The sequence below is a fragment of the Enterobacter sp. UNJFSC 003 genome (genome assembly GCF_036903355.1).
In the GTDB taxonomy this organism is placed as follows: domain Bacteria; phylum Pseudomonadota; class Gammaproteobacteria; order Enterobacterales; family Enterobacteriaceae; genus Enterobacter.
Window position 1 is genome coordinate 346,131 of the sequence record NZ_JBAKHK010000002.1, and the last position, 23,193, is coordinate 369,323.

The 23,193-nt window shown below is 54.6% G+C and carries 23 protein-coding genes; 7 read left to right on the plus strand and 16 right to left on the minus strand.

What is annotated here, in order from left to right:
- Positions 1 to 21 precede the first annotated feature (21 nt).
- Positions 22 to 558: a YniB family protein gene (locus V5P19_RS07735; RefSeq protein WP_334401807.1), complete on the minus strand. Its 537-nt coding sequence runs from the start codon at positions 556 to 558 to the stop codon at positions 22 to 24.
- A gap of 148 nt (positions 559 to 706) precedes the next feature.
- Here V5P19_RS07735 and hxpB point away from each other — a divergent pair, with 148 nt between their 5' ends.
- The 4 genes from hxpB (at position 707) to V5P19_RS07755 (ending at position 4,470) form a co-directional block, all read left to right on the plus strand.
- Positions 707 to 1,378: a hexitol phosphatase HxpB gene (gene hxpB / locus V5P19_RS07740; protein ID WP_334401809.1), complete on the plus strand. Its 672-nt coding sequence runs from the start codon at positions 707 to 709 to the stop codon at positions 1,376 to 1,378.
- 128 nt (positions 1,379 to 1,506) lie between these two features.
- A complete protein-coding gene (gene kduD, locus V5P19_RS07745) occupies positions 1,507 to 2,268 on the plus strand; it encodes a 2-dehydro-3-deoxy-D-gluconate 5-dehydrogenase KduD (RefSeq protein WP_334401811.1) in 762 nt (253 codons plus the stop codon).
- Positions 2,269 to 2,360: 92 nt separating this feature from the next.
- Positions 2,361 to 2,951, plus strand: a complete 591-nt coding sequence (locus tag V5P19_RS07750; protein WP_334401813.1) for a metal-dependent hydrolase — start codon at positions 2,361 to 2,363, stop codon at positions 2,949 to 2,951.
- 127 nt (positions 2,952 to 3,078) lie between these two features.
- Positions 3,079 to 4,470, plus strand: coding sequence for an L-cystine transporter (locus tag V5P19_RS07755; protein WP_334401815.1), 1,392 nt, complete (start codon positions 3,079 to 3,081; stop codon positions 4,468 to 4,470).
- Positions 4,471 to 4,518: 48 nt separating this feature from the next.
- Here V5P19_RS07755 and cedA read toward each other — a convergent pair whose 3' ends face one another.
- Positions 4,519 to 4,764, minus strand: coding sequence for a cell division activator CedA (gene cedA, locus V5P19_RS07760; RefSeq protein ID WP_334401817.1), 246 nt, complete (start codon positions 4,762 to 4,764; stop codon positions 4,519 to 4,521).
- A 202-nt stretch (positions 4,765 to 4,966) separates the two neighbouring features.
- Here cedA and katE point away from each other — a divergent pair, with 202 nt between their 5' ends.
- Complete coding sequence (gene katE, locus V5P19_RS07765) at positions 4,967 to 7,216, plus strand: catalase HPII (RefSeq protein WP_334401819.1); 2,250 nt, start codon at positions 4,967 to 4,969, stop codon at positions 7,214 to 7,216.
- Between the two features lie 36 nt (positions 7,217 to 7,252).
- Here the strand turns inward: katE and chbG are convergent, their stop codons facing one another.
- From chbG to osmE, 7 genes are all read right to left on the minus strand, one after another.
- Positions 7,253 to 8,002, minus strand: a complete 750-nt coding sequence (gene chbG, locus V5P19_RS07770; protein WP_334401821.1) for a chitin disaccharide deacetylase — start codon at positions 8,000 to 8,002, stop codon at positions 7,253 to 7,255.
- An 11-nt stretch (positions 8,003 to 8,013) separates the two neighbouring features.
- Complete coding sequence (locus V5P19_RS07775; protein WP_334401823.1) at positions 8,014 to 9,369, minus strand: 6-phospho-beta-glucosidase; 1,356 nt, start codon at positions 9,367 to 9,369, stop codon at positions 8,014 to 8,016.
- 109 nt (positions 9,370 to 9,478) lie between these two features.
- Entirely contained in the window at positions 9,479 to 10,342 is an 864-nt protein-coding gene (gene chbR, locus V5P19_RS07780; RefSeq protein WP_334401825.1) for a transcriptional regulator ChbR, read from the minus strand.
- Positions 10,326 to 10,673: a PTS N,N'-diacetylchitobiose transporter subunit IIA gene (chbA, locus tag V5P19_RS07785; RefSeq protein ID WP_334401827.1), complete on the minus strand. Its 348-nt coding sequence runs from the start codon at positions 10,671 to 10,673 to the stop codon at positions 10,326 to 10,328. The genes chbR and chbA overlap by 17 nt, the downstream gene beginning before the upstream one ends.
- A gap of 46 nt (positions 10,674 to 10,719) precedes the next feature.
- Positions 10,720 to 12,078 (minus strand): PTS N,N'-diacetylchitobiose transporter subunit IIC, encoded by a 1,359-nt coding sequence (gene chbC, locus V5P19_RS07790; protein WP_334401829.1) that lies wholly within the window; start codon positions 12,076 to 12,078, stop codon positions 10,720 to 10,722.
- 79 nt (positions 12,079 to 12,157) lie between these two features.
- Positions 12,158 to 12,475, minus strand: coding sequence for a PTS N,N'-diacetylchitobiose transporter subunit IIB (gene chbB, locus V5P19_RS07795; RefSeq protein ID WP_334401831.1), 318 nt, complete (start codon positions 12,473 to 12,475; stop codon positions 12,158 to 12,160).
- A 280-nt stretch (positions 12,476 to 12,755) separates the two neighbouring features.
- The gene (osmE, locus tag V5P19_RS07800) at positions 12,756 to 13,100 is read right to left on the minus strand and encodes an osmotically-inducible lipoprotein OsmE (protein WP_334401833.1); all 345 of its coding nucleotides are present in this window, start codon (positions 13,098 to 13,100) and stop codon (positions 12,756 to 12,758) included.
- Positions 13,101 to 13,328: 228 nt separating this feature from the next.
- On the opposite strand from osmE, the gene nadE reads away from it, so the two are divergent.
- Positions 13,329 to 14,156 (plus strand): ammonia-dependent NAD(+) synthetase, encoded by an 828-nt coding sequence (gene nadE, locus V5P19_RS07805; protein ID WP_334401835.1) that lies wholly within the window; start codon positions 13,329 to 13,331, stop codon positions 14,154 to 14,156.
- Positions 14,157 to 14,256: 100 nt separating this feature from the next.
- Complete coding sequence (gene cho / locus V5P19_RS07810) at positions 14,257 to 15,135, plus strand: excinuclease Cho (protein ID WP_334401837.1); 879 nt, start codon at positions 14,257 to 14,259, stop codon at positions 15,133 to 15,135.
- Here cho and ves read toward each other — a convergent pair.
- From ves to V5P19_RS07845, 7 genes are all read right to left on the minus strand, one after another.
- Entirely contained in the window at positions 15,113 to 15,670 is a 558-nt protein-coding gene (gene ves, locus V5P19_RS07815; protein ID WP_334401839.1) for an environmental stress-induced protein Ves, read from the minus strand. The two genes, cho and ves, sit on opposite strands and share 23 nt — an antisense overlap.
- 289 nt (positions 15,671 to 15,959) lie before the next feature.
- Entirely contained in the window at positions 15,960 to 16,454 is a 495-nt protein-coding gene (gene spy, locus V5P19_RS07820; protein WP_334401841.1) for an ATP-independent periplasmic protein-refolding chaperone Spy, read from the minus strand.
- Positions 16,455 to 16,782: 328 nt separating this feature from the next.
- On the minus strand, positions 16,783 to 17,748 hold the full coding sequence (gene astE, locus V5P19_RS07825; RefSeq protein WP_334401843.1) for a succinylglutamate desuccinylase: 966 nt from the start codon (positions 17,746 to 17,748) through the stop codon (positions 16,783 to 16,785).
- Positions 17,749 to 17,757: 9 nt separating this feature from the next.
- Positions 17,758 to 19,083 (minus strand): N-succinylarginine dihydrolase, encoded by a 1,326-nt coding sequence (gene astB / locus V5P19_RS07830; RefSeq protein ID WP_334401845.1) that lies wholly within the window; start codon positions 19,081 to 19,083, stop codon positions 17,758 to 17,760.
- Positions 19,070 to 20,557: a succinylglutamate-semialdehyde dehydrogenase gene (astD, locus tag V5P19_RS07835; protein WP_334401847.1), complete on the minus strand. Its 1,488-nt coding sequence runs from the start codon at positions 20,555 to 20,557 to the stop codon at positions 19,070 to 19,072. The genes astB and astD overlap by 14 nt, the downstream gene beginning before the upstream one ends.
- A complete protein-coding gene (gene astA / locus V5P19_RS07840) occupies positions 20,554 to 21,588 on the minus strand; it encodes an arginine N-succinyltransferase (RefSeq protein WP_334401849.1) in 1,035 nt (344 codons plus the stop codon). The genes astD and astA overlap by 4 nt, the downstream gene beginning before the upstream one ends.
- A complete protein-coding gene (locus V5P19_RS07845) occupies positions 21,585 to 22,805 on the minus strand; it encodes an aspartate aminotransferase family protein (RefSeq protein ID WP_334401851.1) in 1,221 nt (406 codons plus the stop codon). The genes astA and V5P19_RS07845 overlap by 4 nt, the downstream gene beginning before the upstream one ends.
- Positions 22,806 to 23,193: the final 388 nt, after the last annotated feature.

Genomic DNA, 23,193 nt, shown 5'->3' on the forward strand with positions numbered 1-23,193 from the left:
GGCTTCAGCCACCCTTTGACATTACAAAAATCCCAGCAACGAGAAGAAGAAATACCCTGCCACAATGATGATGACCGGCAGGATATACAGTGGGAAAATCTGCAGGAAGATAGTGTGGCGCGGCACAACGATGCGGGATTCAATCTGCGCTCGGCTGAGGCCATCCGCCCCTTTCGCCTGCTCCAGAATCAGCTGGTCTTCTACCCCTTCACGCAAAAAGCGAGTCTGGCGACTCATCCGCGCGCCCGAGGCCTGTAACGCCATGGCAATAAAGATCAGCGCATAGATCGCCCAAAAGCCGATATTCAGCTGCTGATGAAAATCCGGTGTGGGCGAATTGAACCAGAAGACATTTAAGAAAGGTGTATTGAAACGCATCATTTCAATCATAACATGCGCAAAATCAAGCATTACCGCATTGATACCCGCCTGTTTTTCGCTGTGATCGTACATGAACTTACACACAGAGATCAGCGTGGAAATAACGGCAGGAATAAAAATCACCCAGCCTGCAATACGTTTTAAGACAGCAATGCGTCCAGCTTGTTGATACGTCATCAGTTCCCCTTCAAAAAGACGCGTTATTTGTGCCTAAGTCTACCTGCTGACCATCATTTTCGCCCGCTCTTTAGAGGCAATATGCTAAATTGGAGTCTGTACTTAGCCTTTATCGTCTGTCGGACACCTTAGATAAGGAGACGTTGTGATGTCGTCACCGCGCCAAATTCTTGCCGCTATTTTTGACATGGATGGATTACTGATCGATTCCGAACCCCTGTGGGATCGCGCCGAGCTGGACGTCATCGCCAGCCTGGGCGTGGACATCAGCCGCCGTAATGAACTGCCGGATACGCTTGGCCTGCGCATCGACATGGTGGTTGAGCTTTGGTATGCCCACCAGCCATGGGCAGGCCCGGATCGCGACGAAGTCACCGCGCGCATTATCAACCGCGCCATTACGCTGGTTGAAGAGAGCAAGCCGCTTCTGCCGGGCGTACGCGAAGCCATCGCTCTGTGTAAAGCACAAGGCATGAAAGTAGGCCTGGCTTCAGCCTCGCCGCTGCATATGCTGGAAAAAGTGCTCACCATGTTCGACCTGCGTGACAGCTTCGACGCTCTTGCTTCCGCTGAAAAACTGCCCTACAGCAAGCCGCATCCCCAGGTCTACATGGACTGCGCCGCGAAGCTGGGTCTGGATCCGCTGACCTGTGTCGCCCTGGAAGATTCTGTCAACGGCATGGTGGCCTCCAAGGCAGCACGCATGCGCTCCATTGTTGTCCCTGCGGAGGAAGGCCGCCACGATCCCCGTTTTGCGCTTGCCGACGTTAAGCTCACGTCATTGGCAGACCTTACAGTGCAGCATTTGCGCGGCGAATAATGTCTCCCGTCAGGCAGCGTTGTGCTGCCTGACATGAAATAAAACATCGTTTCATTTCATTTGCTTTTCCTGAACCCGCCTCCTATTCTTAGCTTCAGAATGACAATAACCCTACTTTTGAGGCGCGTATGATACTGGATACCTTCACTCTTTCAGGAAAAGTGGCCATCGTGACCGGGTGCGATACCGGTCTGGGACAAGGCATGGCAATTGCGCTTGCGCAGGCGGGCTGCGATATCGTGGCCGTGAACCGTAAGATCCCCGAAGAGACGGCAGCCCGCGTCACCGCTCTGGGCAGACGTTTTATGGCGATTCGGGCCGACCTGAGCCAACACGAGAGCCTGCACGGTATTGTGGACAGCGTCGTCGCAGAGATGGGGCGCATCGACATTCTGGTGAACAATGCCGGCACAATCCGCCGGCAAGATGCGCTGGCGTTCAGTGAAAAAGACTGGGACGATGTCATCAACCTGAATCTGAAATCGGTCTTCTTTCTCTCTCAGGCCGTGGCAAAACAGTTCCTGGCTCAGGGCCAGGGCGGCAAGATTATCAATATCGCCTCCATGCTCTCTTTCCAGGGAGGTATCCGCGTCCCCTCTTACACTGCCTCCAAAAGCGGCGTATTGGGGATCACGCGCCTGCTGGCAAACGAGTGGGCCACCCATGGCATCAACGTGAATGCCATCGCGCCGGGCTATATGGCGACGAACAATACTCAGCAGCTTCGCAATGACGAACAGCGAAGCCAGGAAATTCTGGACCGCATTCCGGCCGGGCGCTGGGGAACACCGGAGGATCTGCAGGGGCCAGTGGTTTTTTTAGCCTCAGCAGCGTCGGATTACGTCAACGGTTACACCCTCGCCGTCGACGGCGGCTGGCTCGCGCGTTAATCAGTTTGTGACAAAGAGTTACACCGTCACCTCTTCCGCCTACTGTATAAAAACCCTATACTGTATGAATTGACAGTTTCCTGGGTTTTATCATGACGGCGGAAGGGCACCTTCTTTTTTCAATCGCGTGCGCAGTGTTTGCCAAAAATGCTGAACTCACCCCTGTGCTGGCACAGGGGGATTGGTGGCATATTGTCCCGTCCGCCGTGCTGACCTGCCTGTTGCCCGATATTGACCATCCGAAATCCTTCCTCGGACAACGGCTGAAGTGGATATCAAAACCCATCGCCCGGGCATTTGGTCACCGGGGATTCACCCACAGCCTGCTGGCGGTGTTTGGCCTGCTCACGCTGTTCTATTTAAAAGTGCCTGACAGTTGGGTAGTGCCCGCCGATGCAATTCAGGGAATGGTGCTGGGGTATTTAAGCCATATTCTTGCCGATATGCTGACCCCTGCCGGGGTGCCGCTGCTGTGGCCCTGCCGCTGGCGTTTTCGTTTCCCCCTTCTTGCGCCGCAAAAAGGGAACCAGCTTGAACGTGTTCTGTGCATGGCACTCTTCGCCTGGGCCGTCTGGATGCCACAGACATTGCCCGAAAACAGTGCAGTCCGCTGGTCCTCACAGATGATCAATTCTCTGCAATTTCAGTTCAATCGCTTTATTCATCACCAGATTGAACAATAAACCAACAATACTATCGCATTTGTCATAATCCATTCCATTTGGATATAAGCGCTACATCACACTTCTGCTAACCTTGCGCCAACAGGATCGGTATAAACCGACCGGATAATAAATCAGGAGAACGGGGATGAATTTTCCACTCATCGCGAACGTTGTGGTGTTCGTAATATTGCTATTGCTTCTCGCGCAGACGCGCCACAAACAGTGGAGTCTGGCGAAGAAAGTATTGGTTGGTCTGGGAATGGGTGTTGTATTTGGTCTGGCATTACAGGCGATTTATGGCTCCGATAATCCCGTCATGAAAGACTCTATTCAGTGGTTCAACATCGTCGGTAACGGCTATGTACAGCTGCTACAGATGATCGTCATGCCGCTGGTGTTTGCCTCTATCCTGAGCGCGGTGGCACGTCTGCATAATGCCACTCAGTTGGGTAAAATCAGCTTCCTGACTATCGGTACCCTGCTCTTCACCACGCTGATTGCGGCGCTGGTCGGGGTGTTGGTGACCAACCTGTTTGGCCTGACCGCTGAAGGTCTGGTACAGGGCAGCGCGGAAACGGCTCGCCTGACCGCGATCCAGACAAACTATGTTGGCAAACTCGCTGACCTGACCGTGCCGCAGATGGTGCTCTCCTTCATTCCGAAGAACCCGTTTGCCGATCTAACCGGTGCAAGTCCGACGTCCATCATTAGCGTGGTGATCTTTGCGGCATTCCTCGGCGTGGCCGCGCTGAAGCTGCTGAAAGACGATGCCCCAAAAGGCGAACGTGTTCTGACCGCGATCGACACGCTGCAAAGCTGGGTAATGAAGCTGGTGCGTCTGGTGATGCAACTGACCCCCTACGGCGTGCTGGCGCTGATGACCAAGGTCGTTGCAGGCTCTAACCTGCAGGACATCATTAAGCTGGGCAGCTTTGTGATTGCGTCGTATCTGGGCCTGGGCATTATGTTTGTGGTTCACGGCATCCTGCTGGGCGTGAACGGCGTCAGCCCGCTGAAATACTTCCGTAAGGTATGGCCGGTCCTGACCTTCGCATTCACCAGCCGTTCCAGCGCGGCCTCGATTCCACTGAACGTGGAAGCGCAGACCCGTCGTTTGGGCGTGCCGGAGTCCATCGCCAGCTTCTCCGCCTCCTTTGGGGCCACCATTGGTCAGAACGGTTGTGCAGGCCTCTACCCGGCGATGCTGGCGGTGATGGTTGCGCCAACTGTAGGCATTAACCCGCTGGATCCGGTATGGATTGCGACCCTGGTGGGTATCGTCACCATTAGCTCCGCAGGCGTTGCGGGCGTGGGCGGCGGTGCAACCTTCGCGGCGCTGATTGTACTGCCTGCTCTCGGCCTGCCGGTCACGCTGGTGGCGCTGCTGATCTCCGTAGAACCGCTGATCGACATGGGCCGCACCGCACTGAACGTTAGCGGCTCAATGACTGCCGGTACGCTGACCAGCCAGTGGCTGAAGCAGACTGACAAAGCGATTCTGGAAAGCGAAGACGACGCCGAACTGGCCCACCGTTAATCGCATTTGCCATAAAAAAACCGCCTGATGGCGGTTTTTTTATGGCTGCTATTCTTCAACCTCTTCTTCCTGGCGAATCTGCATCGCCCACCGCTGCGCCGCTTCCGGCACCGTGAAGGTGGGAGAGCGGCGAAAGTGCTCGCCCATCAGCACAAAAGCCACGTATTTGCCCCGCAGCTGCCAGACGTCGCGAAAACCCTCCACTTTCAGAGCATGGTCTGGCGGCGCGGGCTCAACGCGGGGCACATAGCTAATAACCTGGCGATTTTGTTGGCGAAGACGAAGAGGTTTCATAAGCGACGGTTCACTAAAGCAAATTCTGGAAGCGGTAAAAATCTATGATAGCCGATCCTGCCCCCATGCGTCGCGCCTGGCGTGTACTGGATGGCTCCTTTCGTTAACTGTGGTACCTGAAAATTCTTAGTTCGTCAGCCCTTTCGCCACATTGTTCTATCCTTATTAGGGTTTTTAGCAATGAATCAAGGAGAATCGTGCAATGTCGAACAAAGATAAACCACATCAATCACCCATTCATGGCACTGAAGAATCGCAACCGGGAATGGACTCACTCGCCCCTGCAGACGGGTCCCATCAACCTTCACCTGGCCCTTCCGCTCCGGGGGAACAACCTACCGCGCCGGGAAGCGTTAAATCTCCCGACGCGACGAACGACAAACTGAAATCTCTCGAGCCTCACCGTAAAGGCGGAGAAAATCATGCGCTGACCACCAATCAAGGGGTCCGCATTGCAGACGACCAAAACTCCCTGCGCGCGGGCACTCGCGGGCCAACGCTGTTGGAAGACTTTATCCTGCGGGAAAAAATCACCCACTTTGACCACGAGCGTATACCGGAGCGCATCGTGCACGCGCGCGGCTCCGCGGCCCACGGCTACTTCCAGCCCTATAAGAGCCTGAAAGCGATCACCAAAGCGGACTTCCTTTCCGACCCGGATAAAATCACGCCGGTATTTGTGCGTTTCTCCACCGTGCAGGGCGGCGCGGGGTCGGCCGACACGGTGCGTGATATTCGTGGCTTTGCGACCAAGTTTTATACCGAAGAAGGCATTTTCGACCTGGTCGGCAATAACACGCCGGTGTTTTTCATTCAGGATGCGCATAAGTTTCCTGACTTTGTCCATGCGGTAAAACCAGAGCCTCATTGGGCGATACCGCAGGGACAAAGCGCGCACGACACCTTCTGGGACTACGTCTCCCTGCAGCCTGAAACATTACACAACGTGATGTGGGCAATGTCGGACCGCGGTATCCCGCGCAGCTATCGCACCATGGAGGGCTTCGGCATCCACACCTTCCGTCTGATCAATGCGGAAGGTAAAGCCACCTTTGTGCGCTTCCACTGGAAACCGGTTGCGGGCAAAGCCTCGCTGGTATGGGATGAAGCGCAAAAGCTTACCGGTCGCGATCCCGACTTCCACCGTCGCGAACTGTGGGAATCTATTGAAGCCGGTGACTTCCCCGAATATGAGCTGGGGCTTCAGCTGATACCGGAAGAAGACGAGTTCAAATTCGATTTTGACCTGCTTGATCCCACAAAACTCATCCCTGAAGAGCTAGTGCCGGTGCAGCTGGTGGGCAAAATGGTACTTAATCGCAACCCGGATAACTTCTTTGCCGAGAACGAACAGGTTGCCTTCCACCCCGGACATATCGTCCCCGGACTGGATTTCACCAACGATCCGCTGTTGCAGGGGCGTCTGTTCTCCTACACCGATACGCAGATTAGCCGCCTGGGCGGGCCGAACTTCCACGAAATTCCGATTAACCGTCCGACCTGTCCGTTCCACAACTTCCAGCGCGACGGGATGCATCGCATGGATATCGACACCAATCCGGCCAACTATGAACCGAACTCAATCAACGATAACTGGCCACGTGAAACGCCGCCGGGGCCAAAACGCGGTGGATTTGAGTCTTACCAGGAACGCGTTGAGGGCACAAAAATCCGTGAGCGAAGCCCGTCGTTCGGCGAATACTACGCCCAACCGCGCCTATTCTGGAACAGTCAGACCCCGATTGAGCAGCAGCATATTATCGGCGGATTCAGCTTCGAACTGAGCAAGGTAGTGCGAACCTATATTCGTGAGCGGGTTGTCGACCACCTGGCGCATATTGATATTCAGCTTGCCCAGAGCGTTGCGGATAACCTTGGCATTAGCCTGACCGACGAGCAGCGCAATGCGGCTCCGCCAAAAGACGTTAATGGACTGAAAAAAGATCCGTCTCTTAGCCTTTATGCCGTGCCGGGCGGGTCAATCAAAGGCCGCGTCGTCGCGATTCTCCTGAACGACAGCACCCGCGCCAGCGACGTGCTGGGCATTATGAAGGCGCTAAAAACCCAAGGGGTACACGCCAAGCTGCTCTATTCCCGTATGGGCGAAGTGACCGCCGATGACGGCTCCGTGCTGCCTATAGCCGCGACGTTTGCCGGTGCGCCATCGTTAACGGTGGATGCGGTGATTGTGCCGTGCGGCGATATCGACGGTCTGCTGAATAACGGTGATGCGGTGTATTACCTGCTTGAAGCCTATAAGCACCTGAAACCGATCGCCCTTTCCGGAGATGCGCGGCAGTTTAAAGCGCAGCTGAAGGTAGCCGATCAGGGTGAAGACGGCATTGTCGAGGGAGATAACGTTGACGATGCATTTATGACGAAGCTGTTTGATCTGCTTGCCGCCCACCGCGTGTGGTCGCGCAGCAGTAAGATCGATCGGATACCGGCGTAAAAACAGCCGGGTGGCGACACTGCCACCCGGTATTTATCACAGATCCCGGAACGTCCCCAGACAATACCCACGCTCGGCAATCGCATACTTCAGCGACGCTGACGTCAGCACGTCAAGCTCCGCCAGACGCGGCCAGCAGTAGGCACTTTTACGTACGATGTTATCGACAAACGCCGGGTGCGCCATGATCTCCACCGACTTTTCGCCGCGTGCGGCGGACTCATCCAGCGTCTGCAGGAATAGCCCTTCGCTGATTTCTTCGCCGTAAAACGCGCTGCTGAATCCCTCCGTCGAGAGCACAGAGAAGGACGGCAGCCCATGCACTTCGCGATCGATACGCATCGGCACCCCTTTGCGTTGAGCAAATTCCGCAACAATCGGGAAAATCGCCGGGATCATATGCACATGATGGTGACTGTCTATGTGCGTTGGCTCGCGACCAAAGAGATCGACAAAACGGTTGAACTGGCAGTCCAGCTCGCGGGGAATCTGGTCAAGCGGCAGCGCGCCCTGCTCTGCCAGTTCCCAAATCCATTTCCCCAACTGTCCGTCTCGCGTCAGGCCGGGCATGGTTGAAAGCGGCATGCCAAGCGTCAGCACAAAGTGCATCCCCACGCCCAGGTCTGGCAGGTCACGGCTCAACTGCGCCGCATGTTCCACCGCTTCACCATTTATCAACGCCGTGGTTGAAGTCACCACGCCATTGCGACAGGCCTCAACGATGCCGTAGTTCTGCCCCTTCGACAGGCCAAAATCATCGGCATTTACGATCAGCAGATTTTCCATCGCGGGTCCTCTTAATGCTGTTTGCACTTAAGCGTCTCAACCGTAGCTGCAAAATTTGGCAGCCATTTTTCGTGCGCCAGGATCATCTCTCTTGCCAGCTGTTCGGCATCGCGGTCAGAATGCACCAGCGGGCTAAGGTTGAGCGCCAGCAGAACGTCATTTAGCTCACCGCTCAGCGCCGCATGGCTTGCCGCCACCTCGAACCCTTTGATGGTGTGGATAAGCCCCATCACGTTGTCATCAAAGTGGGTAATACGCGGGTGCGGCTTCGCGCCATCGCGTCCGAGGATACAGGTCATTTCGACGGCCCAGTCTGAGGGAATATTGTCGATGTGTCCGTGATGCGGCACGTTGACGTAGTGCTCAGCCTGCTTGTCGTTGAAAATGGCATTGATCACTTCGCATGCTGCATCCGAATAGTACGCCCCACCGCGCTGCTCAAGCTCTTTCGGTTTGACGTTCAGGTTCGGATCTTTATACAAATCAAAGAGCTGCTTCTCAACTTTCTGCACCACCTGGGCACGTGCGCCGCCTTTATAATACTCGCCCATTTCGATAGCCAGCATCTCTTTCTGCTTGAAGTAATACAGGAGGTAAGAGCACGGCAGCAGATTCAGGGAGCGGATAAGCCCTTCGCTAAACGGCAGGTCGAAGATATTTTTTACTGACGCTGCAGTCAGGCGACCAGACGCCACGCCGTCGAGCAGCTCGGCAAAGCGTGATGTGCCGTTCACAATAACATCTTTGATAAACACCATGTGGTTCAAACCGAACAGATCGATCGAGAGATCGTCACCGTCAGACAGTTCCAGCACGTCGCGGATAAACATTTTCATACCAATCGGAATGTTACAGACGCCGATAAAGCGTTTAAAACCGGTGTGGCGATATACCGCCTCGGTGACCATCCCGGCCGGGTTGGTGAAGTTAATCACCCAGGCGTTCGGGCAAATGTCTTCCACGTCTTTGATGATGTCGAAAATCACCGGAATGGTACGCAGCCCTTTAAACAGGCCACCTGCACCGTTGGTTTCCTGCCCGAGGTAACCGTGGCTCAGCGGAATGCGCTCGTCCAGCTCGCGTGCCTTAAGCTGGCCGACGCGCAGCTGGGTGGTCACAAAGTCGGCATCTTTCAGCGCCAGACGGCGATCCAGGGTTTTGTGCACGGTTAATGGCACACCAGCTTTTGCAACCATGCGTTGGCACAGGTCGAAAATAATATTGAGTTTTTCCTGGCCTTCCTCAACGTCCACCAGCCATAACTCACTGACCGGCAATTCATGATAACGTTTCAGAAACCCTTCCAGTAATTCTGGGGTATAGCTGCTGCCGCCGCCAATGGTCACGACTTTTAATTTCTGTTGCATAATTTCTCCCTTAGCGTATCAGGTTAACCGCCTGCAAGGTATAGCGCTCTCTTCCCGCTATTTGGGCAAGCAATTAAATCAATATGTGTGACGGATATACCGTCTGCCGTTAATTAATTACCGTCAAGTTCTTCCGGTAACTGTTCGGTGTGAATGAGGTCAATTTTTTAAAGGTTTTAATAAACAGGCTGGGGCTGCTGTATCCCGATTCGTATGCAATATCGGTAACAGAGTAATTGGTGATTTCCAGCTGTTTCTTGGCAAAATTAATGCGGATTTCATTAATAATCTGCACGGGCGTTTTTCGATAATAACGCTGGGTGGCGCGGGTCAAATATTCCTGCGACTTTCCTGATAGCGCCACCATATTTTCCAGCGCATTGTCGCTGAATTGACATTTATCGTGCATCATTTCGACGGTACCGCGCAGCCAATGCGGGATATCGTCACTTATCTGTTGTTCTTCACGGTGATGGCGAAGACGGTTCATCACGTAAAACGTCACGGTTTCAATAAACTCATCGAACTCACTGTCACGAAAGTTAAGCGAGGCAATAACCGTTTCGATCCAGGTCATGAACTCGTTTTTAACGCGATATACCTGAGAAGCCACAAAGCAAAACGGCACCAGCGGCAAATAGTGTTTCTCAAAGAAGCGCCTACTGACGCCAACGTTAAGAATGCGAGTGGCCCCAAACTCGTAAAAGCTCTGGTGATGAGAGCCCATCGGCAGGAACACAAAATCGCCACGCTCAAGCAGGACGCGTTTCCCGTTGATCTCCTGGTAGTAGCGGCCGGTCAGAACAATCGTGAACTCATAGTAGTCATGCTGGTGCAGACCACTGGCGCTCTCCGTCTTGTTGTAAATAACCACGTGAAAATTCTTACCATTAAACAGCTGCTGCTCAAGTGCGGTTTTAATTTCCATCGTGCTGACCTCCTGCTGCTCACTCTGACTACTGCATCTTCTCATGAAGCTCGATTAACTCGGCCACCAGCTCGCGCGCCAGCATCGAGGTCATCAGGTGATCCTGGGCATGCACCAGCACCAGGCTTACTTTCATCTTGCCTTCGCCCTGATCCCCCTCTATAAGCTTAGTCTGCACGAGGTGGGCTTCATTGAGTGCGATGCGGGACTGATCCATCATGGTTTTCGCTGCCGCAAAATCGCCCTGCTTGGCTTGCTTAAGTGCGGCATACGCCAGGCTACGGGCTTGTCCGGAGTTGATGATGAGACCCATCACCACTTCTTCCAAATCGTTCTCTTCGGTTTCTTCTGCAACAATACTGTCCAAATCTAACATCTTTAAGCTCCTTTTCACCGGCGCGGGTTGCCCCGCGCCGTGTAATTTAGAATTTCAGTGCGAGGGCGATATCCTCTTCGCTCTCTTCTTCATCGATAACCGTTGCGGCTTTGTTTGCTATTGCCACGAACGGCATATAGAGCAGCGTGGCAATGCCGAGGTTGAAAATCGCCAGCAGGAAGGCGGCTACGCTACCGTTGGTGTTGAAGAATGCACCCAATCCGGCCGGCATTGTCCACGGGGCAATGTTTGTCACCGGGGGAATAATGCCCAGGTAGTACGCTGTCAGAGTAATCGCTGCCAGCAGAGGTTGAACCAGGATGAACGGAATGAACATCACCGGGTTCATGATGATAGGCAAGCCAAACAGAATCGGTTCGTTAATCTGGAAGATGCCTGATGGCAACGCCAGCTTCGCAACCTGACGATGGTCAGCACGACGAGAAACAATAAAGACCGCGATGATCAGACCCAGCGTCGCCCCGGTCCCCCCCAGGAAGATATAGGAGTCAAGCATCGGCTTCGCCCACACATGGAAGGTTTTACCCGCTGCCAGCGCCGCATCAACGGAGCCGTACTGCTGGTAAAGCGCAACGTTCTCCAGTGCCCACGGGGTCATAATACCGCTGTCCAGCGCTGCCAGTGCCAGTGAACCATGCACGCCGAAGAACCACAGCAGGGAGGTGAAAATGACATACGCCCAACCGACCACGCCCCCCATCGACGCCAACGGCGTAGAGATAGAGTCCATGATGATCTGATGGAAGTTTGTGCCCCAGTGAGAGAGCGCCCAGGCCACCGTCCCCATAATGGAGAGAATAATGAAGCCTGGAATCAACGCGGAAAATGAACGAGAAACGGAAGCAGGTACGCTATCCGGCAAGCGGATAACCCAGTTGCGGCGGATAATAAAGGTGAACATCTCGGCAACCACCAGCCCGATCACAATACCGGAGATAATGTTTGCACCGCCCAGCCAGTTGGCACCGACCGCATACGCTTCCCCCACGCTGTAAGGCGTAACGGTCATGAATGCAGCAACGGATAATAACCCCGCCGCCAGCGGATCCACCTTACGTTCTTCTGCTAACGCCATCCCAATAAAGAAAGGCGCCATCAGCGACATAATACCCAACGTACCGTTGTATACGTTGCCGCCGATGGCTTTAAGACCATTAAGGGTTTCAATTGTCGAAGCGTCTAACCGAATTCCTAATGAATAAAAAAAGGAACCTTCACCAAAGCTCAGAAAAACGTTGTTAATTAAAACGAACATTGCCCCGGCCAGCGTCAACGGCATTAATTTAATAAAGCCGTTTTTGATGGCATTAACGTGAGGCTGCTTTCCTATTTTAACAGCAAAAGGAAGGAGTACCTTTTCAAGTGAAGCGATGACTTTACTCATAGGAAAATACCCTTAAATGCCGCAACATATGTTACGGCGTATTGTGTGTGAAATAACTCTTTGACGGGAAAATTAAAAATTAATGGGCAGCTTTTTTAATGGCTGCAACAGCAGCTTTCAATACACCTAAACCATCGATCTTGCCGTACAGCCCCGAATCGATAACTTCGACCGGTTTATTCGGTAATAGACGTTGAATTTCGGGCAACATATACGCGATTTGCGGTCCTAATAAAACGACGTCGGCCGTTTGCCCTTTTTCACCTGCCAGCGTTTCTGGAAACGCTTCAATCACCACAGGGACTTCATACTTCTCGGCCTGTGCACGCATCTTGGAAACCAGCAGCGAGGTTGACATGCCCGCAGAACAGAACAGGTAGATATGTTTCTTTTCCATAATAACTTCCCTCTCGTATGACCACCCGCCGTCACGCTATCACTCGACTTGCCATCCCGGCTGACGGGCAGTGTGCTTACCGTTGTTTGTCGTTGAACTGAGTATACGCAATGGTACAAGGAGGGGATAATTCTGGACAGGAGTAAATTGTCTCTCATTGACCTGGCATGTTGACTACCTTCACATTTCAGGCAAATAATTCGCGCAAAGAAATAAGATTTCCCTATACATAAAAAAACCGGCCCACGGGCCGGCTTGTTAACATCATCAGGCGAGCAGGTTACTGCGCCTTAGGTGCCTGTGGATCAGTGTCGTATTCAGCACAGGTCTGGTAACCAGAATTGATCACGTGTCCGGTCTCATCCAGTGCAACGAAGTAAGTCTCAGCCTTACCATCACGTTGACCCAGGATGTAGGTCTGGCAGGTGCCTTTCGCATGAATCATGGTCACTTCAGAAGAAGGTTTACCGGCAATCGCAGCAACTTGTGAACGCGTCATGCCTTTTTTGACATCTTTCACCACGGGCTGTGTGAACTGATCCTTGGTGCGATCGTAAGCCGTACACCCTGCCAGCATAGTCAGTACCGCCGCTGCGCTTAAAATTCCTGCTACGTTCTTGTTCATATTCCGTCCTCTTGTTTATCAGCGTGTTATCTAAGCATGGGATAAAAAGTACTATTGTTCAACTTTGCGAGTTACGCCAGACGAATTTCGGAAAATTCTAATAAAACAACACTAAGCTGCTAAATCGTGGTAAATCGCCGCACTCAAAAATGTGATCCTTGTCGTTTTACGTTCAACGGGTTAGTTTTAACAGATACATTTGGTTTGATTCTGCATATGGAGGGCGTAATGGCTCTGCAACAAGAGATTATTCAGGCGCTGGGCGCGAAGCCTGCGGTAGATGCAAATGAAGAGATCCGCCGTAGCGTTGATTTTTTGAAATCTTACTTAAAAAAGAATGCTTTCCTGAAGTCGCTGGTGCTGGGCATCAGCGGTGGTCAAGACTCCACGCTCACCGGCAAACTGTGCCAGATGGCCATTTCAGAGCTACGCGATGAGACGGGGGATACCGCTCTGCAGTTTATTGCCGTTCGTCTTCCTTACGGCGTGCAGGCAGATGAGCAGGATTGCCAGGACGCAATAACCTTTATCCAGCCTGACCGTGTGCTTACCGTCAATATTAAAGGCGCGGTGCTGGCGAGCGAGCAGGCGCTGCGCGAAGCCGGCATTGAGCTGAGCGATTTTGTTCGGGGTAATGAAAAAGCGCGCGAGCGCATGAAGGCGCAGTACAGCATTGCAGGCATGACCAAAGGGGTTGTGGTCGGTACCGATCATGCGGCAGAAGCCATTACCGGCTTCTTCACCAAGTACGGCGACGGCGGCACCGACATTAACCCGATCTTCCGTCTTAACAAGCGTCAGGGCAAACAGCTGCTGGCGGCATTGGGCTGCCCGGAGCACTTATATAAGAAAGCGCCTACGGCAGATCTGGAAGACGATCGCCCTTCCCTGCCGGATGAAGCCGCGCTGGGCGTCACCTATGACAATATCGATGATTATCTGGAAGGCAAAAAACTCGATGACAGTACCGCTAAAATTATCGAAGGCTGGTATCTGAAGACCGAGCACAAGCGCCATACGCCGATTACGGTGTTTGACGATTTCTGGAAGAAATAGCCCACGTTGTAGGCCGGGCAAAGCATAGCCGCCGCCCGGCTCTTTTTTAACCCCCCCACTCCTGCTACACTGTACACATGAACAGTATATGGAGTGGTATGTGAGCAGGCGTCAATCCGCCCCGCGTCTTGAGTTTGAAGCGGCGGCTATCTATGAATATCCCGAACATCTTCGCCCCTGGCTTGAGGCACTGCCTAAACAGCCCGGCGTCTACTTCTTTCATGGCGAAAGCGACACCATGCCGCTCTATATTGGCAAAAGTGTTAACATTCGCAGCCGGGTGTTGTCCCATTTGCGTACGCCGGATGAAGCCGCGATGCTTCGTCAGTCCCGGCGCATCACCTGGTTCGAGACGGCGGGAGAGCTGGGTGCTCTGCTGCTGGAAGCCCGGCTGATAAAGGAACAGCAGCCGCTGTTCAATAAACGCTTGCGCCGCAATCGCCAGCTCTGTTCTTTACAAATAAACGCGGGAAAACCGCAGGTGGTTTACGCGCGCGAAGTCGATTTCTCTCATGCCCCGAATCTCTACGGTTTATTTGCCAACAAACGCGCGGCCCTGCAGGCCCTGCAAGCGCTAGCAGACGAGCAAAAGCTTTGTTACAGCCTTCTGGGGATTGAGCCCACAACGCGCGGGCGCGCCTGTTTCCGCTCAGCGCTGAAACGCTGCGCGGGTGCCTGCTGCGGTAAGGAGAGTGTTGAGGAACATCATGCCCGCCTTCTTGCAGGGCTGGCGACTATCAGCGTTAACTGCTGGCCGTGGGACGGCGCCGTGGCGTTGAAAGAGAGCAGGGATGCGATGACGCACTATCATATTATTCATAACTGGCTGTGGCTGGGCGCCGTCGACACCCTCGACGACGCCACCGCCCTCTTACGCACGCCCGCCGGATTCGATCAGGACGGCTATAAAATTCTCTGCAGGCCTTTGCTGAGCGGCGAGTTTGAAATTATCGAACTCAGTGCCCCGGTAGCCAGGTAATTTCACTGAACAACAAGCGTCCCTGAGATTCCAGCAAACGCAGAGTATGGGTGCCCTCTTCCCAGCTGGCCCCCTGATCCGCCGTCAGCAATTTTTCGCCAAGCTGCCATGCGCCGCTCAACACGAAAATCACCCCGCCGCGTGAACCAAAAGTGGTAAACGTACGGTCAGCGACCCGCACTTTTGCCTGACAGCGGTCCCGTCGGGTCATAATGTTGAAATCCATCGACATTTGACCGTCGGTAAGAACGGCCTTAACCGGCAGATCCCCGGCAAAATTGTACGGCTGGTGGTGTTTCAGGGTATGGCAAAATGCCTGACCGGCATCGAGCGTCACCTCTCCCCCTTCCAACAGGGTAATCACCCTGTCGACGCCAGGAAAAGAAGAAAACTCGCCGCTGCTGGCAATGGAAGCAATGCTGGCGCGCCAGGAGAAATCGCGCGTCGCGGGAGGAAAACAGCAAATTTCACGCGTCTCGCCAGCACCATTGCGCCATAGACTGACCGGCATCTTACGGATATCAAAGAACTCCATAACCACTCCTGAAAGGCGCAATATGCACCAGGGCAAGGATATCGCTATCGTTGCAGTCTTGTTTGTTATCGTTGGATATTCACAGACGTATTATCGGCAGCAGAGTGGGCAGGCATTAGCCGGACGTTGATAAAAATGCCTAACGTCATGAATTCTCTAAAGCGATGACAGGAGGATACCGCGCTTGCGGCGGCAGACAAGAGGGTATGAAAGAAAAAACCGCCGGTCCTGTCCACAGCGTTTTCGCTTTTGTGAACAGGATCCCGGCGGTCTTAAGATGTTGAACCGATTATTCGGTTGGTGCAGGCATTTTACCTTCCGCCGCTGGATGTTCTGTCAGACGCTTCTCAAAATTGGCATTAAATTGTTTTTTCTGTTCCGGGGTCAGAATGTTGTAGATCTTGTTCTGGGTTTCCATGCGGGCCAGCATACCGGCTTTGTGCTGTTCGGCCATTTTGTCGATCTGCGCTTCGGCTTTTGCTTTATCGAAGCTGTCGCTGGCAATGATGTCATGCATTGCGCGGCGCTCTTCCAGTGGAGGGCGTTTCATCTGGTCACGCTGGCTTTTCATGATGTCACGAACTTGCTGCTTCTGCGCATCGGTCAGATTCAGGTCTTTGAACATCATGTCGTGGTGCATACCCGGCTTGCCTTTATGATGCATCATCATTTTGCCTTCAGATGGCGCGGCAGCGGTGGTGGTTGCGGTATCTGCAGCAAACGCCATGCTGGTAGCGCCCAGAGCCAGGGTAGAAGCAACAAACAGTGCAGTGAATTTACGCATAATTTATTTCCTTACTTTCAGTTATTCTTCGGCGCTATGCCGTGTTGACGAGATTAACTTTACGGGGTTTATCGTCAATTAGTCAGAGCAACGGTAAAACAATGAAAGTGTAAAAAACAAATTATCGCCAAATGTGGAGGAATTAAGGATAAAGCATGGAAAGTTGAAACAAAAATATTCAATACGATGATTTTAAAGAGATTATGAAGGAGTATATCGAAGTGACGATTAATAATAAAGCAATTAACCAGGAATATTCCGCAAAATAAAGGCAATCGCTTTTATCGCTAAGAAATAATTTCCCCTCCACAACGAAGAGGGGAAATGCTCAGGACATTTTTTCCAGCATCAGCCCGGCTCTAAGGCCAAACGCCACCGAGGGATTGGGGAATAAAACATACTCCGTGCTTTGTTGTACCTCATAGCGCTCGTCGCCATCTTCGGCCAGCAGCACCCCTTTGCGGAACGGGGTGAAGTTGAGCGTGTGGGCAGCCATATGCAGACGGAACGCCTCGCTGCGGCGGGTAATCTGCTGTACAACCCGATAACGCACGACCGGCTCCTGCGCGTGCTCAGGCGTCTTGCCCCCCAGCAGCGCCTGAAGCGCATGCTGCGTTGGCAGAAAGCGGGTGAGATCGTTCTGTCCAAACGGTAACGCTTTGCCCAGCTCCAGCGTGCAGGCCAGCGCGCCGAATTTTTCGCAGGTAAAGTGGGTAAAGGTTCCTCCTGGAGACTGATGGAAGACCAGCGCCTCCAGGCCCGCATCACCCAGCCAGCCCAGAAAGGTTTCATCCCACGGCTGCTGACGCTGGGGTAATACGCCAAAGCGCACATGATATGACGCCCGGATCGCCGTATGCAGATCGAGATGCCAGCGCGTTCCCCCCGAAGCGGTAAAGAAGGTGCTGACCACGCTCTCAAGCCACTGAGCGCGCGCCGTTTCATCACCCTGCGCAAACTGCGACCAGCGGCCACCGAACATTCGGTTAATATCGCTTACGAGATAACGCCTGTTTTGCGCCAGCGCTGGCGGGTTGCCGAGCACCACCAGCAGGCGGCACTGCAACGTGATATCACCGCGATACAGCGCCCGTAACAGGCGATCGACAATCTCGACGGGTGCGGTTTCGTTACCGTGAATACCGCTTGAAAGCAGAAGCGATAATTCGCTTTCATTCGTTGGCATCAGCTCAAGCACGCCGCGTCCCAGCCACTGCCAGTGGAATGAGGGGCCATCCCCCTCGCGGTGTGAAGGCGTTTCGTCCGCCAGCGTCAGTGCCAGTAAATTGTCCATAGCCTCCCCCTAGCGCTGGAACGGATAAACCGAACCCAGCTGCAGGATTGTCGTTAACGCATCCAGCGCCTCGCGTCCCTCGCGCAACAGCAGTGGGTCAATCAGGTCGGCCTGGGTTAATCTGTCGCGATAGTAACGATCCACCCAGTTGTTTAACGCGTTAAAGAGCACGTCGTTCATCATGACTGCGGGGTTTACCGCCTGCATTTCGTCCTGCGTTAAGACCACGCGCAGACGTAAACAGGCCGGGCCGCCGCCGTTTGCCATGCTTTCGCGCAGGTCAAATACGCGCAGCTCATCAATCGGGTTATCGGCCTTCACCAGCTCGCTCAAATAGCGCCACACCCCTTCATGATTACGTGACTCCTGCGGCAGCACCAGCATCATGCTGCCATCATCGCGGCTCAGCAACTGGCTGTTAAAGAGATAGGTCTCAACCGCATCCTGCACGCTCACCGCCCCGGTTGGCACCTGAATCGGCATAAAGCCGGGGACACGCTCGCGCAGCGTCGCCAGCAGTGTCTCCTGATGGGCAAACGCCTGCTCATGGCAGAACAGCACCTGGCGGTTGGAGACGGCAATGACGTCGTTATGGAATACGCCCTGGTCTATCACATGCGGGTTCTGCCGGGCAAAAATCACCTGCGAGGGATTGACCTGGTTCAGGCGCGCTACGGCCTGGCTTGCCGCCAGCGTCTGGCGGGCCGGATACCGGGTAGGTGCAGAATGGCCCCCCTCTTCCCGCCCGTATATAAACAGCTGCAAGCCGGGCTCGCCATAATCGCCCCCCAGGCGGTTATGGTTAGCGGCACCTTCGTCGCCAAACATCGCCACCTGCGGCAGCGCCTGATGCACCTCAAAACAAGCATCATTATTGAGCATTGCGCGCAGCACGCGCTCGGTCGTTTCCGCTTCGGTCGCACGGTGGAATTTGTTATTCAGGTTAGCGACCGTGAAATGCACTTTGCCATCCAGCGTATCGGCCGACGGAGCAACCGTTGCCGCATTTGCAACCCACATCGATGAGGCAGAGCTGGCCGCAGAGAGCAGGTGCGGCGTCTGCGTGCCCGCTTTTTCAACCACCTGCTCGTCGCTACCGCTGAATCCAAGCTGACGCAGCACGGGCACATTCGGCCGCTCCTGAGGCGGGATCACCGCCTGTGGAAAACCCGCGTCCGCCAGCGTCTTCATTTTCAGCAGCCCCTGCTTCGCCGCCAGCTTCGGGTTGGATACCTGAAAGCGGTGCTTCGTCGAGGCTTCATTACCAAACGACAGGCCGGCATAGTGATGGGTCAGCCCCACCAGCCCGTCAAAATTGACTTCACGCGCTTTCATGGGAATCTCCCCGGGTAAAGTCCAGCCCTGGATTCAGGGTCGTCGGCAGCGTCGATGCCGGCGACTCCAGGCTTGCCATCGGCCATGCGCAGTAATCCGCTGCATACCACGCGCTGGCGCGGTGGTTGCCCGAGGCACCCACGCCGCCAAAGGGTGCGGTGCTCGCCGCGCCGGTCAGCGGCTTGTTCCAGTTGACGATCCCGGCACGCGCCTCTAGCAGCAGCCGATCAAACTTCTCGCGCAGGGGCGAGATCAAACCGCTCGACAGGCCGTAGCGGGTGTTATTTGCCATCGCAATCGCGCTCCCAAAATCGTCATAACGCCAGACGCAGAGCAGCGGACCAAAGACCTCTTCATCGGGCACATTGCTCGCGCCGCTCATCTCAATAATCCCCGGCGTCAGCAGCGACGTGCCCGGCTGAATCTGCTTCGGCTCCAGCAGCGTTTTCGCCCCGCGAGCCACATGATCCTGCCAGGCCCTGAGCACGTTGAGAGCCGCCTGCTCGGAGATCAGCCCGCCGATAAACGGCTGCGGTTCCGCATCCCACCGCGCAGGCACCAGGCGCGCACTCACTTCCACCAGACGTTTCAGGAACGCATCACCTTGTGCACCGCGCTTCACCAGCAGACGACGCGCGCAGGTGCAGCGTTGCCCGGCGGTAATAAAGGCAGACTGAATGGTCAAATGCACGGCCGCGTCGATGTCGTCAGGATCTTCAACAATCAGAGGATTGTTACCGCCCATCTCCAGCGCCAGAATTTTTTCCGGCTGCCCCGCCAGCTGGCGATGTAGCTGGTATCCGGTTCCGGCGCTGCCGGTAAACAGCAGGCCGTCTATGTCGCTTACGGCACTCAGCGCCTGACCGGTTTCGCGCCCGCCCTGCACCAGGTTGAGCACGCCCGGCGGCAGGCCCGCCTGCTCCCAGAGCTTCACGACCGCTTCACCGGACAACGGCGTTAACTCACTCGGTTTAAAAATGACGGTATTCCCTGCCAGCAGCGCAGGCACAATGTGGCCATTCGGCAGATGGCCCGGGAAGTTGTACGGGCCAAATACGGCCAGCACGCCGTGCGGACGGTGGCGCAGCGTGGCCGCGCCGTCGGGCATTTCGGTCTGCTGCTCGCCGGTCCGGGTATGGTAAGCCTTCACCGAAATGGCGATTTTGTTGATCATGGCCGTGATTTCGGTCGCGGCTTCCCAGCGCGGTTTGCTGGTTTCACTGGCAATGACGCGCGTCAGTTCGGTTTTGTTCTCCTCCAGCAGCGCGGCAAATTTTTCGACCATCGCCTGGCGGGCGGAGAAGGGCTGTTTTGCCCAGGCAGGAAACGCGCGACGTGCGGCATGACAGGCTTGCTCTACCTGCACGGGGCTGGCGTCATGCCCCTGCCAGAGCACTGCGTTGCTCACCGGATCGGTTTTTACGCGCTGTTCGCCTTCACCCGTCACCCAGTCACCGTTGATCCATAAAGTCATGCTGTTTTCTCCTCAGGGCAAAGTCGTACCAGGCGAACCGTGTCGCCTGCGTTACATTTCAGGGCATCCAGTTGTGCAGCCGTCAATACCAGACGCTCAGATTGCGGGTTGGTCTGCACCAGCATGGCGCGGAAATTGTCGTAATGTTCGTTTGACACCAGGCAGACGGGCCATTCCCCTGGTGCGGGTTGGCCTTCTGCGACCTCCACCAGCCGGCTCTTACGGATGGCGCGCACGCGGTCAATATCGCACTCCAGCGTTGGGCCGCCGTCGAAGATGTCGACATAGTTGCGGTAGCGGAACCCCTCTTTCTCCAGCACCGCGCGAGCAGGCGCGGTCTGCGGATGCACTTCGCCGATCACCGCCTGCGCCTCCGGCGTCAGGAAATGGGTGTAAATCGGATGTTTAGGCATCAGTTCCGCAATAAACGCTTTCTGGCCGGTGCCGCAAAGGTAGTCCGCGCGGCTAAACTCCATGGAGAAGAAACGTTCCCCAAGGCTTTCCCAGAACGGCGAATAGCCGTTTTCATCAATCACGCCGCGCATTTCAGCGACAACCTTTTCATTAAAGCGATCGCGGAACGCAGCCATAAACATAAAACGCGATTTAGAGAGCAGATAGCCGTTGCCCTCCTTGCGCCATTGCGGATCGAGGAACAGCGTGCACAGTTCGCTGGCGCCGGTATGGTCATTGCAGAGAAAGAGCGTGGGCAGCGCGTTATAGACATTCAGCTCTTTCGAGGCATGAACCATTGTGCCAACGCGGTAGTTGTACCAAGGGTCATTAAGCCCCACGGCAACTTCAATGGCGCAGATCCCGGCGACGGTGCCGGTGTCAGTATCTTCCAGCACGAACACATAACCCTGTTCGCTTTTCGGTAACGTCCCTTGCCAGGTTTGCAGGGCGCGCTCAATACGCGCCGACAGCGTGGTTTCATCGGCAGGAAGCGAGGTCAGCCCGCCTCCCGTCTTACCGGCGAGCTGCATGAGCCCGGCGAGATCGCCGCGCTCAACGGGACGAATGACCATCATGATGACACCCCGGACTTCACCTGTTCACAGGCCTGCGCAAAACGGTCCAGGCCGGTTCTCACCTCTTCTTCGCTCACTATCAGCGCAGGGGCAAACCGCACCACGTTGGCACCGGCAATCAGCACCATCACGCCCATTTTTGCTGCTTCCTGTGAAATAAGTTTAGCTTTTCCGGCAAATTCAGGCGTGAGTTCACAACCGATTAACAGCCCCAGACCGCGGATCTCTTTAAACAGGCCGGTCTTGCTGTTAATGGCGCTCAGACGTTCAACAAACCACGCGTGACGCTGCTTCACGCCGTTAAGAACCTCCGGGGTATTGATAATGTCCAGCACCTGTCCTGCCACGGCAGAGGCCAACGGGTTACCGCCGTAGGTCGTGCCGTGCGTGCCCACCGTCATGACGCTGGCGAATTTATCGGTGGTGAGCATGGCCCCCACTGGGAAACCGCCGCCCAGCGCTTTGGCGGTCGAGACCACATCCGGCGTTACGCCATAGTGCATATAGGCATACAGCTCACCGGTACGGCCAACGCCGGTCTGCACTTCGTCAAAAATCAGCACCGCATTGTGGCGATCGCACAGCTCGCGCAGCCCCTGCAGAAACGCTTTTTGTGCCGGAACAACGCCGCCCTCGCCCTGCATCGGCTCAACAATCACCGCGCAGGTGGCGTCATCGATCAGCTCACTGGCCGACTGCAGATCGTTATAAACAGAGTGGCGGATATCCGGCGGCAACGGTGCGAAATCGTGCGAATAGGAGGGCTGCCCGCCCGCGCTCACGGTAAACAGCGTGCGGCCGTGGAACGCATTTTTAAAGGCCACAATGCCGCTCTTGTGCGCGCCAAATTTATCGTGCGCGTATTTGCGCGCCAGCTTCAGGGCCGCTTCGTTGGCTTCCGCCCCCGAGTTACAGAAAAACACTTTCTCTGCAAAGGTCGCGTCGATCAGCTTTTTGGCCAGGCGCAGGGCAGGTTCATTGGTATAACCGTTGCCGGTGTGCCAGAACTTCGCGGCCTGGTCGTTCAGCGCCTGGCGCAGCGCCGGGTTTGCATGCCCCAGCGCATTCACCGCAATCCCACCAGCAAAGTCGATATACTCTTTGCCCTGCTGATCCCACAGGCGCGAGCCTTCCCCACGAACCGGAATAAAAGCCGCCGGCGCGTAAACCGGCATCATCCATTCATCGAAATTTTCACGCGTAATTGACAGAGACATAGCGACCTCACCCGGTAAATAAAAGGTTGTTTAAATGTTAAATAATTGAGTGTTTGCACTGTGAATGTAGATTGCAGAGTTCGTGCCAGCCAGCGATAAAAATGCATAAAAGGGAAGGAGCGACAGAATATCAAAGAGTTACGATATGGAGTTATTCACTATTAATGCATAAAAAGTGAATATTTTTACGGCAAGCGGCGCTTTGCCGCATGAAAACCAGAAAGAGTATGCACATGCCAAATATAATTCTGGATTTGTGATCGCTCGCGAAATTTATCGGCCATTTACGCCCTCTTTCAGGGCGAGACGCGTCAGAATGGTGCAAATTTTGCACCGTCAACATTATCTGTCGCAGTAATTGGGCGAAGCGGATAACAGCCGACGCAAT